This is a genomic window from Microcystis aeruginosa NIES-843 (genome assembly GCF_000010625.1).
GTDB lineage: Bacteria > Cyanobacteriota > Cyanobacteriia > Cyanobacteriales > Microcystaceae > Microcystis > Microcystis aeruginosa.
Genome location: NC_010296.1, coordinates 3362069 through 3380164 on the forward strand (window position 1 = coordinate 3362069; position 18096 = coordinate 3380164).

Annotated in this window: 11 protein-coding genes and 5 pseudogenes; 8 read left to right on the forward strand and 8 right to left on the reverse strand. The window is 44.7% G+C overall.

Annotated features, from left to right (window positions below):
- Positions 1 to 550 precede the first annotated feature (550 nt).
- Positions 551 to 739 (forward strand): annotated as a pseudogene (locus MAE_RS35165) (hypothetical protein).
- 110 nt (positions 740 to 849) lie between these two features.
- Here MAE_RS35165 and MAE_RS16120 read toward each other — a convergent pair.
- The gene (locus MAE_RS16120) at positions 850 to 1632 is read right to left on the reverse strand and encodes an aldolase/citrate lyase family protein (RefSeq protein WP_012266530.1); all 783 of its coding nucleotides are present in this window, start codon (positions 1630 to 1632) and stop codon (positions 850 to 852) included.
- A gap of 358 nt (positions 1633 to 1990) precedes the next feature.
- Between MAE_RS16120 and aspS the strand changes: the two genes are divergently transcribed.
- Positions 1991 to 3778 (forward strand): aspartate--tRNA ligase, encoded by a 1788-nt coding sequence (gene aspS, locus MAE_RS16125; RefSeq protein ID WP_012266532.1) that lies wholly within the window; start codon positions 1991 to 1993, stop codon positions 3776 to 3778.
- A gap of 46 nt (positions 3779 to 3824) precedes the next feature.
- On the opposite strand, the pseudogene MAE_RS36145 reads toward aspS, so the two are convergent.
- From MAE_RS36145 to MAE_RS16140, 5 genes and pseudogenes are all read right to left on the reverse strand, one after another.
- Positions 3825 to 3914, reverse strand: a pseudogene (locus MAE_RS36145) (Uma2 family endonuclease); the annotation flags it as partial.
- A gap of 155 nt (positions 3915 to 4069) precedes the next feature.
- Complete coding sequence (locus tag MAE_RS16130; RefSeq protein ID WP_148204761.1) at positions 4070 to 6688, reverse strand: formylglycine-generating enzyme family protein; 2619 nt, start codon at positions 6686 to 6688, stop codon at positions 4070 to 4072.
- A 28-nt stretch (positions 6689 to 6716) separates the two neighbouring features.
- Entirely contained in the window at positions 6717 to 7538 is an 822-nt protein-coding gene (locus MAE_RS16135; protein WP_012266534.1) for a hypothetical protein, read from the reverse strand.
- A gap of 403 nt (positions 7539 to 7941) precedes the next feature.
- Positions 7942 to 8064 (reverse strand): annotated as a pseudogene (locus MAE_RS36150) (Uma2 family endonuclease); the annotation flags it as partial.
- Between the two features lie 159 nt (positions 8065 to 8223).
- Complete coding sequence (locus MAE_RS16140; RefSeq protein WP_012266536.1) at positions 8224 to 9582, reverse strand: SUMF1/EgtB/PvdO family nonheme iron enzyme; 1359 nt, start codon at positions 9580 to 9582, stop codon at positions 8224 to 8226.
- 382 nt (positions 9583 to 9964) lie between these two features.
- On the opposite strand from MAE_RS16140, the gene MAE_RS16145 reads away from it, so the two are divergent.
- From MAE_RS16145 to MAE_RS30020, 6 genes and pseudogenes are all read left to right on the forward strand, one after another.
- Positions 9965 to 11425 (forward strand): efflux RND transporter periplasmic adaptor subunit, encoded by a 1461-nt coding sequence (locus tag MAE_RS16145; protein ID WP_041804162.1) that lies wholly within the window; start codon positions 9965 to 9967, stop codon positions 11423 to 11425.
- 68 nt (positions 11426 to 11493) lie between these two features.
- A complete protein-coding gene (locus MAE_RS16150) occupies positions 11494 to 11874 on the forward strand; it encodes a four helix bundle protein (protein ID WP_012266538.1) in 381 nt (126 codons plus the stop codon).
- A 72-nt stretch (positions 11875 to 11946) separates the two neighbouring features.
- On the forward strand, positions 11947 to 15012 hold the full coding sequence (locus MAE_RS16155) for an efflux RND transporter permease subunit (RefSeq protein ID WP_012266539.1): 3066 nt from the start codon (positions 11947 to 11949) through the stop codon (positions 15010 to 15012).
- A gap of 51 nt (positions 15013 to 15063) precedes the next feature.
- Positions 15064 to 15783 (forward strand): annotated as a pseudogene (locus tag MAE_RS16160) (aldo/keto reductase); the annotation flags it as partial.
- A gap of 87 nt (positions 15784 to 15870) precedes the next feature.
- Complete coding sequence (locus MAE_RS30015; protein WP_162467766.1) at positions 15871 to 16047, forward strand: hypothetical protein; 177 nt, start codon at positions 15871 to 15873, stop codon at positions 16045 to 16047.
- Positions 15980 to 16252, forward strand: a pseudogene (locus MAE_RS30020) (aldo/keto reductase); the annotation flags it as partial. The gene MAE_RS30015 and the pseudogene MAE_RS30020, both read left to right, overlap by 68 nt.
- Positions 16253 to 16469: 217 nt before the next feature.
- Here MAE_RS30020 and MAE_RS16165 read toward each other — a convergent pair.
- Positions 16470 to 17318, reverse strand: coding sequence for a hypothetical protein (locus tag MAE_RS16165; protein WP_012266542.1), 849 nt, complete (start codon positions 17316 to 17318; stop codon positions 16470 to 16472).
- A gap of 8 nt (positions 17319 to 17326) precedes the next feature.
- Positions 17327 to 18088 carry a helix-turn-helix domain-containing protein gene (locus tag MAE_RS16170; RefSeq protein ID WP_012266543.1) on the reverse strand — a complete coding sequence of 254 codons (762 nt, stop codon included), beginning with the start codon at positions 18086 to 18088 and terminating at the stop codon, positions 17327 to 17329.
- Positions 18089 to 18096: the final 8 nt, after the last annotated feature.

The window sequence follows — 18096 nt, forward strand, 5'->3', positions numbered from 1 at the left end:
CTTCTCCTTGCTCGGAGACTTGCCAAAACAACAACTTTGTACTTCACCAATAAGATAACTGCGATAAGAAACTGAATGCTAAGGGCTAATTTATATAAGCAAAATTTATCAAAATCCCAATATACTTGAGAAGATTTAAATTTACATTCCTTCATCTTTACTTTTCTTAAAAAATAATTGAGAAAAATTCCTATTTGTCAACGAGATTGCAATAGTTACAGCCCGCTGCTAAAATCTAAGAATTGGGTTACTCTGTGCATTTTTAGTCCTTGTGCCTTGAAACCCTTACCACGTCTAGGATTACTAATTAGTCCCTGGTAAAAACTTGCCAATTGCTCCTTTGACGAAAAAGATCTTTTGCCAAAAATATGTGTACTTATGTTAAAACGAAAAAGTTTTTTTGACAAAATGTACCAGATATGCTGCGAGAAAAGTCTCCAGATTAGCTACTGGGGGTGGGAAACTGTTAACTATCTAGGGTTTGCGGCAAAAAGTTTGTTGGTGGGGGCGGGGGTGTGGAAGGAACCACAGAGACACAGAGGACACAAAGATTGATCACTCCTATATAGGGCTTGCTGAAAAAGTTTTTCTTGGGGGCAGGGTGTGGGGTGTAGGGTGTGGGGTGTAGGGTTTTACCCATTTTCAGGTGGTCAATTACCTAATTTTCAGGGAAAAAGTCCAGGAATTTTCCCCGCGCTCACTCCAATCCCTGGCACTTTTGGATTTCAGAAAAGCCTAAAAATCTGATCCAACAAGGTTTTTAGATTTATTCAGCCAGTCCTACCTTTTATTTGTCAGATTGATTGGATATGTCTAGGTTTTGCACGATCAATCAAGGGACCAGTATCTTTAACCAAAAAGTAAATTATGGAGGATTTCTAAACGCCGGTCATCTTCACGGACAATAGCACCATAATAATTTTTTTTATTCTCTAGCCAGAGTAATTCAAACTCGATCGCCTTTGGCAAAGCTAAACTGAAATTATCCAAAGCTTGGGGACAATCAAAGATAACTTTGCGCGTCTCGAAGCGGTCAAAATGTCCTTGGCAGAACATTTTGAAAAACGGTAAAGAATGCAGTGACACCCCACCCCCAATGGCAACAGTCAAACCGGCAGCCTTAGCTTTTTTTGCCAAAGGTAAAGCCAGAGCCAAAACTTGCTCGCTATTCACATCCTGACGGGTTAATCCCAAAGAACAGGCTAAATCCATCCGTCCGATGACGATACCATGGAGAGATTTTATCTCTGGAATCGCCAACATTTCCTGAAAATTCTCACAGGCTGTAATCGTTTCGATATTAACTAATAGCTCCACATCTTCCACCCCTTGGTCAGCTAAAACCCTCCTGGCTGCCCGCAGATATTTTTGTAAAGCGTAGGCTGTTTCTACCATGGGAGCAATCAAGCGATCGACTCCTAAATTAACCCCATCAAAGATATCTCTGATCGCTTCGCAACCGGCGATTTTCAGATTAAAATCTACCCCCGCTTTCAGACTAATTTCTTTCAACCGCATCGCTTCCGTCAATCGGGTTCCTTCCGTCTCGAATTCCGCTTTTACCCCCGAAACATGGTGATCTTCCCTGAGTTCTCTTAACAGTTGCACCATTTTTTTTTCTAAGCAATTCATGATTTTAATCGTTCACAATCGGTAACTGCTAGATCAGCCTTGTTGATTATAGCCGATCCGCGAAAAGCCGATAGCTGAGGACTAAGTAGGTAGGTGTTAAAAATTGTCAGATGCCCTCTTATTCAGGAGGGATTAAGGATGTGCCGATCCCCCCTTATCAAGGGGGGGCAGGGGGGATCGAACCCAAAATCTATCTTCAATTTAATTAAAACCAGCTACTTAGGAAACCATAAAAATACCCTAAACAAGGGGACAAGAGCGACAAAATACCGGCATAATGAACAAGGCCGTCTGATTTTTTTCTGGCCACATCCTTTCTATACTACATTCGTAATATAAGTAATTCTCTAGTTAGACTATGCGAACTCACTACTGTGGCGACCTTAGCGCGATCGAAATTGAAAAAAGTGTCACCCTCTTCGGTTGGGTCGATCGTCGTCGCGATCACGGTGGCGTTATTTTTATCGATCTACGGGATCGCAGTGGTATTGTCCAGATCGTCAGTGATCCCCAACGAACCCCCGCTTCCTATCCCATTGCTGAAACCGTCAGAAACGAGTATGTCCTCAAGGTGACGGGAACAGTCAGTCAAAGGCCTACCGAATCCCTTAACCCGCGCATTGCCACCGGAGAAATCGAAATTTACGCCACTAGCATCGAGATTCTCAACGGGGTTACTAAACAACTGCCTTTTGTCGTCTCCAGTTCCGAAAGTGAATCGGTCCGGGAAGATGTGCGCTTGCGATACCGCTATCTAGACCTACGCCGGGAGCGTATGAGTCAGAATTTACAACTACGTCACCAAGTTGTCAAGGAAATGCGCCGTTTTCTCGAAGATGAACAGCATTTTATCGAAGTGGAAACGCCAATTTTAACTCGATCGACTCCCGAAGGGGCGCGGGATTATCTGGTTCCTTCCCGTGTCAACCCTGGCCAATGGTACGCTTTACCCCAATCACCGCAACTATTTAAGCAATTATTAATGGTGTCGGGAATGGATCGCTACTATCAAATCGCCCGCTGTTTCCGCGATGAAGATCTGCGCGCTGATCGTCAACCGGAATTTACTCAGTTGGATATGGAGATGAGTTTTCTCTCTTTACCTGAGATTTTAGCCCTAAATGAGGCTTTAATCGCTCATATCTTCAAAAAAGTCAAAAATATCGATATAAGCCTGCCCCTGCCCCGTTTAACCTATGCTGAGGCTATGGATCGCTATGGGATCGATCGCCCCGATACCCGTTTTGGCTTGGAATTGGTCAATGTGGCGGAGATTTTTGCCGATTCGGGATTTAAGGTGTTTTCAGGTGCGATCGCTAGTGGTGGGACGGTGAAAGTTTTACCGATTCCCAACGGTAACGAGGCGATTTCTAACGTCAGAATCAAACCGGGTGGGGATTTATTCAAAGAAGCCACCGATGCGGGGGCGAAGGGAATTGCCTATATCCGCGTGCGCGAGGACTACGATTTTGATACCATCGGTGCGATTAAAGATAACCTGACAGAGGCACAAAAACAGGCTTTAATCGAGAAGACTGGCGCAAAACCGGGGCATCTGCTCTTATTTGGGGCGGGAGATACCGATACAGTCAATAAATCCCTATCCCGCCTACGCCTAGTTTTAGGGGAACAATTGGGATTAATTGATCCGGAGAAAATCAACCTCCTCTGGGTGACGGATTTCCCGATGTTTGAATACAACGCCGAGGAAAAACGCCTCGAAGCATTGCATCACCCCTTTACTGCCCCTAATCCCGAAGATTTAGAGGATCTAGCCCAGGCTCGCGCCCTAGCCTACGATATGATTTTTAATGGTATTGAAATCGGTGGCGGCAGTTTGCGGATCTATCAACGGGAAGTACAGGAAAAAGTCTTCGCCACCATCGGTCTATCCCCAGAGGAAGCCTATAATAAATTCGGCTTTTTGTTAGAAGCTTTTGAATACGGAACCCCTCCCCACGGTGGCATCGCCTACGGTTTAGATCGCTTGGTGATGTTGTTAGCGGGAGAAGAATCGATTCGCGATGTGATTGCTTTCCCGAAAACCCAGCAAGCTAGTTGTTTACTCACTTCTGCACCTTCAACAGTGGCAGCGAAGCAATTAAAGGAATTATCCGTTGCTTCTACCTACAAACCGCCATCCTAAGATTAGGGTGGGCATTGCCCACCTAATTTTTGCAAGTCTGTTGACACTAAGTTAAATTCTTTTCTGCCCTCACTTCATCCTCTTTAGCAGTGGCTAAAAATTCCTAGAGTTTAGTTTTGGGAACTAGGGGAAAAGTGCAGGGTAAGCGCATCTTAACAATCCTTGACAATTGTTAAGCAAAAATCGACCAAATGGGTCGAGTTCGCCCCTACAAAATCGACCCGCCTAAGGGCGGGAAAGAAAAGAAAAAATAGGGAATGAGGGTAAAAAGGGAAAAAAAGGGGAAAAGGGTTACAGAGTCCTCCCAGCACCGCACACCACCCGAAAACCGTGGTCGGAGCTGACGTTGACGCGGCGGTCGTGGTCGTTGCGGTAAGCAGAACGGCAGTTAGAAGGATAGAAGTACCAGGAACCGCCCCGCAGAGGAGAACGATTATCATCCCCATTTTCTATCCAGACACTGCCATCCGTCGGCGCATCCTTATAGTTATCGTGCCAAGTATCGGCACACCATTCCCAGACATTTCCGTGCATATCATAGAGTCCGAAAGCGTTGGGGGGAAATTTACCAACGGGGGTGGTTTCTTGACGATAAACACCTTTGGGTCCCTGAGCATAAATAGAGAAGTACCAGGAACCGCCCCGCAGAGGAGAACGATTATCATCCCCATTTTCTATCCAGACACTGCCATCCGTCGGCGCATCCTTATAGTTATCGTGCCCAGTATCGGCGCACCATTCCCAGACATTTCCGTGCATATCATAGAGTCCGAAAGCGTTGGGGGGAAATTTACCAACGGGGGTGGTTTCTTGACGATAAACACCTTTGGGTCCCTGAGCATAAATAGAATTGCCGTCGTAGTTGGCTAAATCCGGGGTGATGGTTTCCCCGAAATAGAAGGGAGTGGTGGTTCCTGCACGACAGGCATATTCCCACTGCGCTTCCGAGGGGAGGCGATAGTCTCGTCCCGTCGCTTTCGAGAGTCGCATACAGAATTCCACTGCAGCGTACCAAGAGACTTGTTCAACGGGGCGATTATTGCCAGAGAACTTAGAAGGATTTAAGTCAAGGTCACATTCAATTTTTGGCAGGGAGGCCACTGCTTTCCACTGGGCCTGAGTGATGGGATATTTGCCCATAAAGAAGGCAGGAACGGTCACTAGATGTTGGGGACGTTCGTTATCATTTCCTTGTCCATCGGGTGAACCCATCTTGAATTGTCCTGCTGGAATAGCGACCATTTCCAGGGTGACATCATTGCCCAAGTTTTCTGTAAAATACTGCGCTGGTTTCTTTTCCCGTTTGACTTCCTTGCCTCGACTATCGACGGTGACAGCTTGAAAATCAAAAAATTGAGCATTACTAGGTAATTGACGACGGAGTTGGTTAAGTTGAGAATGATTGGGATAACGTTCCAACGCAGCATTAAGGTTCGATAAAGCTTCTTGCAATTGACCTGAATTCAGCAATTTAATGCTACGTTGGTAAAAAGATTCAGCACTCAATTGTTCTGACAATAAACCTTTAACTTGAGTAGCAAGCTGACGACTTTCTAGTTCTGCCAAACAGTGATGTAATTTATTAAAATACACTTCATCTGCTACGGTAACAACAGGTTTCATCGCTTTAATCGCTTGCTCTAAATTATTAGGAGGATTTATCCCCCGCAATCGCAACCAAGACTTAACGGAATAATCTAGCTGTTCTCTTGCCCAATTTTTATCAGGCAAAGCAGTTAAACTATCAGCTAAATCTAATGCTAATTCAGGCATCCAAGCGGGGCGTTCATTTTCTAAAGCCTCATAAACCTGACGATAGCCAGAAACGATAGTCTTTAATAACTTAGGATCATCAATACCTCGCATTAAATCGGGTATAAGCTTAGGCAAAATGGGCGGGACATTGTGATGAATTAGGTAGTGAATATCGGCAATCCAACCGCCTACCAGTGATTGACATTTGACTAAAAACTGACAGAGATATTCAAAATCCTTAGCCGTAACTTTATACGGTTGAGTCGCTAAATCACTGCTATCGATTCCCGCACTCTTGAGAGCTTCTTCGTCTTGTAAAATTTTCAAATTAAAGGCATTATCACTCCCATATTGCCGATCAATTTCCTCCAAAGATTTATTTAATTGTTTTGCCAGTTGCTCTCTTTTTTCTCGCCATTGTCTTGCTCTAATTTTAACAGATTCATAGACAACTTCTCGATAGGGAAGATTAGAAATAATCGATTGATAAAAATATTTTTGCTGTCCTTCTCCCCAATAGCCCACATTAAGATGAAGATAATCCCCATCAATTTGGGACTCTAAAATTAACATGGGTTCAGATTTTAATAAGGCAAAAAGACCTATAATAGCCGCACCACCATGATAGCGTTTACTATCCCATCCACCATCAATTAGTTCGATCGGTCTTTCGGTACTTTGAAAAGAATAATGTTGATTAAAAAATTCCCGTAATCCTTGCGCTAAACCAGTTTCAATATTAGGAAAACTTTTGTTGTTGCCACCAAATTGATCAAAATCGATAACAGGAGGTGCGGGAATTATTCTCAGAGAAATTAAATTCTCATCATGATTAGCATTCAAAATTTGATCGGGAACAATTCTCAAAGGCCAGTTTTGAAATAATTTCTGATCTTGAACAACTTGACGGGCAGTATTTCGTTGTTCTAGGGCTACTTTTAACTGAGTTTGACGGTTATCTTCAGCAAGTTCTTTCTGCAATTGCTTCTGTTTTTCAAATTGCTCTCGCTGAAATTCCTGATTATTTAATTGTTGCCATTTTTGAAATTCCTGTCGCTTATCTTCCAGTTTTTCCGTTGCTTGTCTCGCCAATTGACTATTAATTAAATTGATAACCCCATTAACAACATAAAATCCCATTATTTCAGCAGTCATAAGATTTCCTCTCCCAGATCAACTTTGCTCAAGTAGTTTTAAACGGCCAAGCTTCCGCCGGTTTATCGGTAATTAAAACCTCCCCGGTCAACTGCTCATTTGCCTGTTCAATTTGTGAACAAGACCAAAACTTTTCCTCATAGGGAAAATTAGAATCAATCCCCTGATAACCAATAACGTCACCATCGAGATTTCGGCTAACATCGGTTAAAGTAATCGCGTGCCAAGATTGAGAATCGGGATAGGAAATCGGGTCTAAATCGTGGGCATCTCCGACAAAAACCACGGGACGATTCTCATCTAAAGCATTAGCCAATTCCTGATGGTCAAAACTTGCCCAATGGGAGGGGATATCATAAGAACTCAAAATTTCTTGATAATCTTCAGGATTTAAAGCACCTCCTCGACCGGGATAGTCTATTTGCAGTTGGTCTGAGAAATTATTCGTAATGTCGGGATGAAAACACTGGACAATATTTTCCATGGTTTCGTAACCACAGGTTGGCCCCGTTTGTAAATCTGCCAACAAATGCACATTTCCTAACCCCGTAAACCCTAATTCTTGATGGGTAATATCATTAATTAAAGCTTCTGGCGATTCATAATGAAAATCCTGATGGCAGTGGGATACATCTTGCCAAGACTCATCAGGTTGATAGTTGAAAGTGGCCTCCATAGTCTCATTTTGCCAATTCCAATACTCTTGATTCGGCATTTCCTGCCAACCGCTTTCGGTTTCCGGCAGATTCACCTCGGTAAAATCTGGGGAAACTAACTCCAAAGCTTGACTATCTAAAGGGTTAAGCAAATAGTCTTCTGGCGCAAAGCCTTGGCCATAGAGGTCATTCATGGTCGCCTCCGCTCCTTGACTGGGGCTATTTTTTAACCTAGAGAATCGGCATCACTAAGTATTTATACTTCGATGATACTCCCAACCCATGAAAGTCTAGTCTGGACGTTGATAAAAGTTAACTGATGTTGACAGCCTCGGATTTTGGGCGCAAGGCTTCACTGGTGTTAACTTAACGGTTGAGATTCCCTGTTTTTTTGATGGGTAACAATAAACCTCTCGCATAATTGATTTTTGAGGATTCAAAAACGTCAAAAAGGCGGATTAACTGGCAGAAAATCTCTAAATAAACCATTTAATTGATTATTACTCATTCTTAATTCTCCTGTCTCCTGTCTCCTGTCTCCTAACGACCGGCTCCTGACTCCTAACCCCACCAACAAACTTTTTCAGCAAACCCTAGTTAATTATTTTCAGCTAGTTGACTAACAACCCATGCTCTTAAATTCTTTTCTGCCCTCACTTCATCCTCTTTAGCAGTGGCTAAAAATTCCTAGAGTTTAGTTTTGGGAACTAGGGGAAAAGTGCAGGGTAAGCGCATCTTAACAATCCTTGACAATTGTTAAGCAAAAATCGACCAAATGGGTCGAGTTCGCCCCTACAAAATCGACCCGCCTAAGGGCGGGAAAGAAAAGAAAAAAGAAAAAATAGGGAATGAGGGTAAAAGGGGAAAAAGGAAAAAGGGTTAGAGAGTTCTCCCGAAAACGCAGGCTACCCGAAAACCGTAATTGTTGATGCGGTTGACGCGGCGGAAGTAGTAGTCGTAGCGAATCGCGGAACGGCAGTAATTAGGATTGTAGCCCCAGGAACCGCCCCGCAGAGGAGAACGATTATCATTACCATTTTCTATCCAGACACTGCCATCCGTCGGCGCACCGTCATAGTTATCGTGCCAAGTATCGGCGCACCACTCCCGGACATTGCCGTGCATATCGTACAGTCCAAAGGCGTTTGGGGGAAATTGTCCCACGCGAGTTGTTTCGTTTCGATATTCTCCGTTCGGTTCATCGGCGTAGGTATTACTGGCATTGTAGTTAGCCAATTCCCCCGTAATGGTTTCCCCAAAGTAAAACGGGGTGGTGGTTCCAGCACGACAAGCGTATTCCCATTCCGCTTCACTCGGTAGTCGGTATTCCCGAACCGTTAGTTTTGATAATCTCGCACAGAATTCGATCGCATCGTACCAGTTGACTTGTTCCACGGGACGGCGATCGCTATCGGGACGGTCTTTAAAATAGGCTGGCTTGAAATCAAGGTCTTGTTTAACTTTTAAATCCGTGCGAGAGGCGATCGCTTTCCACTGGGCCTGGGTGATGGGGTATTTACCCATAAAGAAGGGTGGGACAGTTACTTCATGTTGTGGTCTTTCCCTTCTAAATCCTTCCCAATTAAATTTTTTAACCAGTCTTTCGATTTCCTCATCTTCTGTTCCCATCAGGAAAGTTCCCCCCGGAATGGCGACCATTTCTAAGGTGATGCCTTTGCCCAGATCTTCCCTGAAATATTGGGACTGTTTCGACTCTTTTCTAATTTGCTCACCCTTCGCATTTACTCCCACCACCTCAAAGTTAAATACTGATAACAGTTGTTTTGGCTCTTCCGGTTCAAGCTTGAACTGATAGCCAATTGCTCTTTCTAGTTGCTCAAATCCGTCTTCTTCCCAATAATCAAGCCGGTGAATATCTCGCAGATTCAAGCTAACTTCTGCAAGTCGCAGATCAGGAATTTCGCATTCTTCTAACCTCATGGGAATAAAAAAAATTGTCCCCGGTAGCATCTCTCCCAAGGTATCAAGTGCAATCCTCAACTCCCGTTGGATGTATCCCTGCTTATTAGCTGATTTCGCTGACAGACAGGCGAGAAAAATCTGACTAGCTTTAATCGCTTTCGGAATTTCATCTCGCCAAATTTGACCCGGAATCAGGTCTTTTTTATCCAACCAAGGTTTATATCCCGCTTGCTTAAGGCGGTCATACAGTGCCAAAACTGCTGGTTTGTCCTCACTGGCATGGGCCAAGAAAATTTGGATCTCTGACTTTTTCATAACTTTTTCTTATGACCACAAGTAGGGGAGAGCCAGATTAACTGGCATAAAATCTCTAAATAAACCATTTAATTGATTATTACTCATTCTTAATTCTCCTGACTACTGTCTCCTGCCTCCTGACTACTGTCTCCTGACTACTGCCTACTGTCTCCTGACTACTGCCTACTGTCTCCTGACTACTGTCTCCTGTCTCGGAGTCTCCTGACTACTGCCTACTGTCTCCTGACTACTGCCTACTGAATCCTCACCAACCACGACAATTTGGGATTTTTACAGCAAGTCCACTTTCTCACTTTCCCCACCCGTGACCTTTTTCCGTTAGATTATAAATGGATACAAAACTTAACATTTTATCCAGAATCTACCGAGAGGGCAGACCGTGCGGCCAGATACCCTAGAAAATAACCAGCATTCAGCCGATAATTCGCTAGTTCCCGAAGTTATCGCATTTAAACCCGAAATTGAGCCAGAGGAACCCGAATACTCGCCAAAACCGACAAAAACCAACTCTTGGCTATCGGGAGGAAAGGGTTTATTTATCGGTGTGGGATTGGGGGTTTTATTGACCCTGGGGGCGACTCGTTTCGCTAATCGACCCCAAACAGCCCAAAACCCCAATACTCAGCCCGTAGCGGCAAAAAATGAAGCACCAGCACAAACAGTAACCACCACTAGGGTAGAATTTACTCCCGTGGCCCGCACCCTGAAAGCGACTGGAAGCGTGGCAGCCGATGAATTAATCCCGATTCTTTCCCAAGCGACGGGACTACAAATCAAAGAAATCTTTGTGGATGAAGGGGATAGGGTCAGCCAAGGTCAAATTTTGGCTCGTCTCGATGATACCGTCCTACAAGCGCAATTAACCCAAGCACAGGCAAATGTCGCCCAATCCCGGGCGCGTTTGGCAGAATTGCAAGCGGGTAGCCGTAAAGAGGAGATCGCTGGAGCTAAACAAACTATTCAACGCATAAAAGCCGAAATTAGTCAAGCTCAATCGGATTGGGATTTGGCCAAAAAACGCGTCCAGAGAAACCAAAGTTTAGAAGCGGAAGGAGCGATCGCCCGGGATCGTCTCGATGAAGTCCTCAATGAAGAAAGAAAGCAAGCGGCGATCGTACAACAGACCCAATCCCGTTTAGGAGAAGCAGAGCAGCAACTGGCACAATTGCAAGCAGGCAATCGTCCTGAAGTGATAGCCCAAGCTACAGCCCAATTAGCGGAAGCTCAAAGCCGTTTAGCCATTGTTAAAGCCCAATTAAACGAGACGCGCCTGATTTCCCCGGTCAGTGGCAAAATTGCCGAAAGAAATGGCCGCATCGGGGACACCACCAACGGTCAAAATGCTCTCTTTAAAATCATCGAAAACGGCCGTTTAGAGCTAAGATTGCGGGTTCCTGAGAATCAATTGCCCTTAATCCGCGTCGGAGCGCCCGTTACTATCACTTCCGATGCTAATACCAGTCTGAAACTATCGGGACAGGTGCGCGAAATTAATCCCATCGTCGATGAGGCATCCCGTCAAGCAACGGTTAAAGTCGATTTAACCGACAATACAGGGTTAAAACCGGGGATGTTTTTACGAGGTGCGATCGTGACGAATACTAGCAACAGTTTAACCGTCCCCATGACCGCAGTTTTACCCCAAAAAGATAATCAAGCTCTAGTTTATTTAGTTGAACCTGATAACACCGTTACCGCCAAAACTGTGCAATTAGGTCAAATTATGCCGAATAATCGCGTGGAAATTCTCACCGGTTTACAAGCGGGCGATCGCATTGTGGTCAAAGGGGCAGCCTATCTCGGTGATGGCGACAAAATTACAGCAATCAGTGATCAGTAATCAGTGATCAGTAAACAGTAATCAGTAAACAGTAATCAGTAATCAGTGATCGGTAGCGGGGCAAACGGATGGAGAGTAAAGTTTATGATAAAGCTTATAAATTTGCCATTAGGATTGTTAAAGGCTATAAATATTTGTGTGAGACTAAACAAGAATATGTTTTGTCAAAACAGCTATTAAGGAGTGGCACTTCAATCGGGGCTAACATTGCCGAGGCTAATGGAGCTATTTCTCAAGCTGATTTTCGAGCTAAAATGTCAATAGCTTATAAGGAATGTCTAGAAACAAAGTATTGGCTGTCTCTATTGAAAGACACGAATTACATAGAGGAAAGAGCCTTTCAAAGTATCAATGATGATGCGGAGGAAATTGGTAAAATGCTTTGGGCTATTCTAAAAACCTGCCAAGAAAATACCAAAAACCAAAAACTGATAACTGATAACCGGTAACTGAAAACTCACATCTGGTAACTGATAACTTACCCACTGATAACTGATAACTGATAACTGATAACTGAAATTATGGCTTTTAATATTTCTAATTGGTCTATCAAAAATCCCATTCCGACGATCCTGATCTCCCTGGTTATGGCCTTAATGGGATACATTGCCTTTCTAGGATTAGGGATCGATCGCTCTCCTAATATTGACATTCCGGCCGTGATTATCACCGTTAATCAACCCGGCGCAGGTCCAGAGGAATTGGAAACCCAAGTCACCAAAAAAGTCGAGGATGCGGTGGCTGCTTTGGGTAATATCGATCAAATTACTTCTACCATCAACGAAGGCAGCAGCACCACCACCGTTAACTTTATCCTTGGCACTAACAGCGATCGCGCTACCAATGATGTGCGGAATGCCATAGCGCAAATTCGGCAGGATTTACCCCAAGATGCTAATGATCCAATTGTCCAACGTTTAGAATTTGCCGGGGGGGCGGTGATGAACTATACCATCTCCTCCCCGAAAAGATCGATCGCCGAATTAAGTGATCTAGTCGATCGTCAAATCGGCCGCGCTTTAACGGGAGTGCCGGGGGTAGCACGAGTTGATCGCGTTGGGGGAGTCGATCGAGAAGTGCGTGTAGATTTAGATCCCGGTCGTCTGATCGCCTACGGTATCACGGCCACGGCGGTTAATGACCAAATTCGTAGTTTTAATATTAATTTACCCGGAGGGCGCTCGGAAATCGCCGGCAGTGAACAAACTGTCCGCACCCTCGGCAGCGCTGAAACGATCGAAGATTTAAGAAATTATCAAATCTCTTTACCTAACGGTGATACCGTCCCCTTAAGCAATTTAGGGACAGTTAGGGATAGTTCCAGCGATCCCCGACAAATGGCCCTCTTAGATGGGCAGCCAGTGGTGGGTTTTTCGATTTTACGGGGGACTGGCAGCACCTTGGTCACGGTAGAAACAGCAGTGCGCCAAGAAATCGAGAATTTAAAGAAAAAACTGCCCGAAGATATTAAATTTCAATTAATTTTTACCCGTGCTGACTCAATTCGTGCTAGTTACGAAAGCCTTCTGAGCGATCTCCTGATTGGTTGTATGATGACGGTGATCACGGTGGGTCTATTTTTAGGCAATTGGCGCGCCACGATTATCACGGGTTTGGCCCTGCCTTTGTCGATTTTCCCGACTTTTTGGGTGATGCAGTCCCTAAATTATACCCTTAACGGTATGACCCTGCTGGCCTTAGCTTTAGCTTTGGGGAATCTGGTGGATGATGCGGTGTGTATGGTGGAGGACATCGATCAACATTTAGCTATGGGTAAAAAACCCCTGCAAGCGGCCTTTGATGCCTCAAAAGAGATTGGATTAGCCGTTTTAGCCAGTGCGGCGGCAATTATAGCGGTATTCCTGCCGGTTGCTTTTATGGGCGGTGTGCCGGGCCAATTCTTTCAACCTTTCGGCGTTACTGTGGCGGTTTCTACCCTATTTTCCAGTTTGATCGCTGTCACCGTCACCCCGATGTTAAGTGCCTATATTCTACAGCCGAAAAAGCTGAAAACCGGTGATGGTAATCCCTCCTCGCTCCCGCGTTTTCGTCCCTACAAAAGTTTGTTAACTTGGTCCCTACGTCATCGAATCCTGACTTTATTGGCGGCTTTGGCCTTTTTTATCGGTAGTTTACAGTTAGTTCCCTTGATTCCGAAAGGATTATTTAGTTCCGGGGATACCGGATTAAGTACGATCAGCCTAGAATTGCCTCCCGGTGCGACTTTGAATGATACTGTTGCCGTGGCCAATCAGGTGAATAGTTTACTGCAAAAAAATACCGCCGTCGCTAATGTTTTGGCTATTCCGGGAGATTCGGGACGGGTAAATACGGGGTTAATATATGTTAATTTAGTTCCTAAGGAACAGCGATCGCTAACTCAACGGCAATTTGAGGAACAAACCCGCCTGGATTTCCAGAAGATACCTGGTGCTAGAGTTAGTTTTCGGGCGCAGGGTGGAGCAGGAAGCACTAAGGATGTCGCTATTATTTTAAAAAGTGAAAATGGCGATATTTTAACCCAAACTGCCCAAAAATTAGAGCGAGAAATGCGGGCTTTACCCGGTTTTGTCGAGGTCAGTTCTGGGGTAAGTTTAGTTAAACCGGAGCTCATTATTCAACCGGATCCCGTCCGGGCTGCCGATCAGGGAGTCTCGGTCAGAGCGATCGCCCGTACTGCATCTTTAGCTTTAATCGGCGATAATGAGTTTAATTTAGCTAAATTTAACCTTGCTGACCGACAAATTCCCATCCGGGTGAAAATTGCCAACGATGGACGCAGTGAGATAGAAACTCTGCAAAATTTGCGCGTTCCTAGCAGTAATGGGACGTTAGTTCCGCTTAACTCGGTGGCGACAATTAGCTTAGGTAGTGGACCTGCGGAAATTCAACGCTTTAACCGTCAACGTCAGGTTAATATTGGAGCTAATTTAGAGGGAGTTTCTTTGGGAAGTGCGGTGACACAAATTCGCGCTTTACCAACTATGAAAAACTTACCCCCAGAGGTGACAGAAGAACCCTTTGGTGATGCTCGCATTATGCGCGATATCTTTGCTCGTTTTTTGGGGGCGTTAAGTTTAGCAATTATTTCTATCTATGGGATTCTGGTCTTATTGTATAACAATTTTCTCTATCCCCTAGCGATTTTAACTTCCCTTCCTTTATCGATTGGTGGTACTTTAATCGCTCTTTTAATTACCCAAAAAGAGTTAGGTTTATACGCTTTAATTGGCATAGTTTTACTGATGGGATTAGTCACTAAAAATGCGATTCTGTTAGTCGATTTTGCCCTGAGTGGCATTGAGGCAGGGAAACCGCAATTTCAGGCGATGATTGATTCGGGAGTCTCTCGTTTACGACCAATTATTATGACCTCCGTTTCCACAATTGCCGGGATGTTACCGATTGCTTTAGCTTTGGGTGCAGATGGGGAAATTCGCGCACCGATGGCGATTGCCGTTATTGGTGGTTTTACCACTTCCACCCTGTTAACTTTGGTGGTTGTGCCAGTAATCTTTACTTATATCGATAGTTTTTACTATTGGTTGCGGGGATTATTTGTTAAACAAAAACCCAAGTCGATTTAGTAGTAGAATATCTTGCTGAAAGCTTGAGAAAAAACCCAGAGAAACTGACCCATGAATCCCTTGACAGTCACACATCAAACTCTATCCCTTCCCCCCATGGGCTGCGGTACTTGGGCCTGGGGAAATCGTCTTCTCTGGGGTTACGATGAGAGTATGGATAGCCAGTTACAAGCGGTTTTTAATCTCTGCGTCGAGCGGGGTGTCACCCTATTTGATACGGGAGACTCCTACGGGACAGGCAAACTCAACGGACAGAGTGAGAAGCTATTAGGACGCTTTACAGGGGAATATAGCGGTTATAACGCTGATCATATTCGTATTGCTACCAAACTCGCCCCTTATCCTTGGCGTTTAACCCGTCATGCCATGGTGAAAGCTTGTCAAGCTTCGGCAACCAGACTAGGCCGCCCAGTGGATTTAGTGCAAATGCACTGGTCAACGGGCAATTATGCGCCATGGCAGGAGGGAGGATTATTAGACGGATTGGGAGATTGTCTGGAAAAGGGGTTAGTTAAAGGAGTCGGTTTATCCAATTTTGGACCGAAAAGATTGAAGTCTGCCTATCAAAAGTTTGCCAGTCGCGGCATTCCTATTACCAGCTTACAGGTACAGTATTCTCTCCTTTCTACCTATCCTCTCACTGACTTAGGATTAAAGGAACTATGTGATCAATTGGGCATTAAAATTATTGCCTATAGTCCCTTAGCTTTGGGGTTATTAACGGGGAAATATCGAGATAATAAAAACTTACCCCCAGGATTACGTCGCTTCCTTTTTGGGGTTCTTCGGTTTGTGTTATGCAATGGACGGGAGTTATAAGGGATGAAACCCTTATATAGAAAGACATTGCTTCGATTTTTGCCAATTGTTTTCAATCTAGAACGAGCTAATCAATTAAGTCTCTTGCCAGATAAGGATTTAGCCTATTTATGCCCCCTGATCGAACCATACCAAGTAACGAAGAACCCTTTTTGGTCAATTAATTCCCGCTATTTCGCCTCTGATAAGTTGCCTAGAAGTTATCGCCCAAGCTAAAAATAAAACTATTAGCCAAGTTGCATTAAATTGGTGTATCTGTAAGGGAACAATTCCTATCCCCGGAGCTAAAAATGTTCGGCAAGCTGAGGATAATTTAGGGGCTTTAGGATGGAGTTTAGACAGTGGGGAAATAGCAGAATTAGATAAAATTGCCGCGGGTTTGGATAAAAAAATGGTACAAAATATCTTTCAAACTAAGTAGGGTATGCTGAATAAATCTAAAAACCTTGTTGGATAAGGCTTTTAGACTTTTTTGACCTCAAAAAGTGCCGACCATTGGAGTGATTGGGGGGAAAATCCCTGGACTTTTTCCCTGAAAATTAGGTAATTGACCCCCTCAAAATCGGTAAAACCCCACACCCCACACCCCACACCCCACATCCCACACCCCACACCAGGAAAAACTTTTTCAGCAACCCCTACTTATCTTGAGAGACCAATTTTAAGCTAGGACGGGGTTGGATTGTTCCCCCGTAAGCGACGGCAGTATAAGGAGATAGGACAAGATGAGGAGATATACCCAGGGAAATTCGATAAATTTCCCCAGCTTTATCCATTAATTGCTGTTTAACTGGCTCTGTCGGCAAATTTTGCCGCCAAGCTAGGGGAATCCCCTCGATACCGTTGTACAATCCCGCCCAAATTCCCGCTAAAGTGGTGGTTAATTGCCGTTGATAGGGACTAGAATTAGCGCGACGCACGCTAACTGCGAAATCCTCGGTCGTTTGCAGAAAGGTATAGAGAGAAGCTGCGATCGCAATTCCCAAAGGTGAGCTATCTTTCGCCCAAGCCGATAAAATGAACTCTAAGGGATGATTCTGCCCTAAAGCTGACTGAATCTGCTCTAATAGCTTATTCTTGGGGTTAATAGTTAGCAATTGCCCTATTAACTGATTTAAAGGCCTTTTTCCCCGTAATAACAGACCTACAGCCTCTCCCCAAATTATCGCTTCTTGTCGGGTTAACTCGGAAATTAAGCCCTTTTTCAGCCAAAAATTTAATCTAGCTTGCCAACGTTCCCCATGGTCGGGCCAGGTTAAAATCTCCGGCAACAGCACAAATAATAACGCCGATTCCGACTGCTGCTTGGCTGCGATCGCAAGGGGTAAATCCTCCTGAGATTGCAGAGCTTGCAAAAGCAGGGTCGTCCTCGGTGTCGCCTCATAGTTAAAGGCTGGTATTAGGGGCTGATTATGCAAGGATTCCCCAATATATGCCCCGATTAACCCTCCCTGAAGGCGATCGAGGGGTGAAAAAACCTTTTGCATAAATTAGCTCAATTTGCCCGGTAGGTGACTTCCTCGACCTTGCCCGGTTGCCCCAGTTGTTTAGCATGGGCATTATTAACGGCAACGTAAACCCCGCCGGCATTACCCGCCCTCACGGTTAATTCTCGGTTTGCTTGCCAAGTGCGATGGCTTCCTTGGGGCAGTACACCCTCAAATTCTGTCTTGCCATCCACCACCACCCGCAGCCAGCAGTCATCCTCCAGTTTTACCCCCACCACCAGCTGCTGATTATTGCTGGTTTTGTTGGCTACCGGTTGAAGGGGATTGCTTTTCGGTTGGACAATTTGCTGTTGTGGCAAGGAAGGCGGCGGTAAGCGATTCGATTGCAGTACCGATTTTTGCAGGACGTGGGATAGGGTTTGTACGGAACCAATAACTAAGATTAAATAGAGAAAATAGAGATGAATCGGGCGAATTTGAAGACTCGGCAGCGATAAAGATGGTTTTGTTCCCCTGAAAAAGTTATTGACCTTGGTGGGAAAACGTCGGCTAATCGTCTCACCATCCAGGGACAGACTATCGGCAAATTGTTTGATTAACCAACGAATATAAATCGGTTCGGGCAATGACTCCAAATCCCCCGCTTCCAGCGCTTCTAGACGATGGCGCGGGATTAAGGTTTTCTGGGCAATTTCCTCGAGAGAAAGGGACTGTTCTAGGCGATTTTTTTGCAAATAAACGCCGATTTCCAGTAATTTGGTGCGCTGTTTATGCTGGGGGTCGAGTTGTGATTGGAGAAGGCGAAACATATCGCTAT

Excerpts from the sequence above, each read along its gene's own strand:
- MAE_RS16155 (WP_012266539.1), top strand. The coding sequence starts at position 11,947 with ATGGCTTTTAATATTTCTAATTGGTCTATCAAAAATCCCATTCCGACG.
- MAE_RS16170 (WP_012266543.1), bottom strand. The coding sequence starts at position 18,088 with ATGTTTCGCCTTCTCCAATCACAACTCGACCCCCAGCATAAACAGCGC.
- MAE_RS16135 (WP_012266534.1), bottom strand. The coding sequence starts at position 7,538 with ATGAATGACCTCTATGGCCAAGGCTTTGCGCCAGAAGACTATTTGCTT.
- MAE_RS16150 (WP_012266538.1), top strand. The coding sequence starts at position 11,494 with ATGGAGAGTAAAGTTTATGATAAAGCTTATAAATTTGCCATTAGGATT.
- MAE_RS16130 (WP_148204761.1), bottom strand. The coding sequence starts at position 6,688 with ATGACTGCTGAAATAATGGGATTTTATGTTGTTAATGGGGTTATCAAT.
- MAE_RS16120 (WP_012266530.1), bottom strand. The coding sequence starts at position 1,632 with ATGAATTGCTTAGAAAAAAAAATGGTGCAACTGTTAAGAGAACTCAGG.
- aspS (WP_012266532.1), top strand. The coding sequence starts at position 1,991 with ATGCGAACTCACTACTGTGGCGACCTTAGCGCGATCGAAATTGAAAAA.
- MAE_RS16140 (WP_012266536.1), bottom strand. The coding sequence starts at position 9,582 with ATGAAAAAGTCAGAGATCCAAATTTTCTTGGCCCATGCCAGTGAGGAC.
- MAE_RS16165 (WP_012266542.1), bottom strand. The coding sequence starts at position 17,318 with ATGCAAAAGGTTTTTTCACCCCTCGATCGCCTTCAGGGAGGGTTAATC.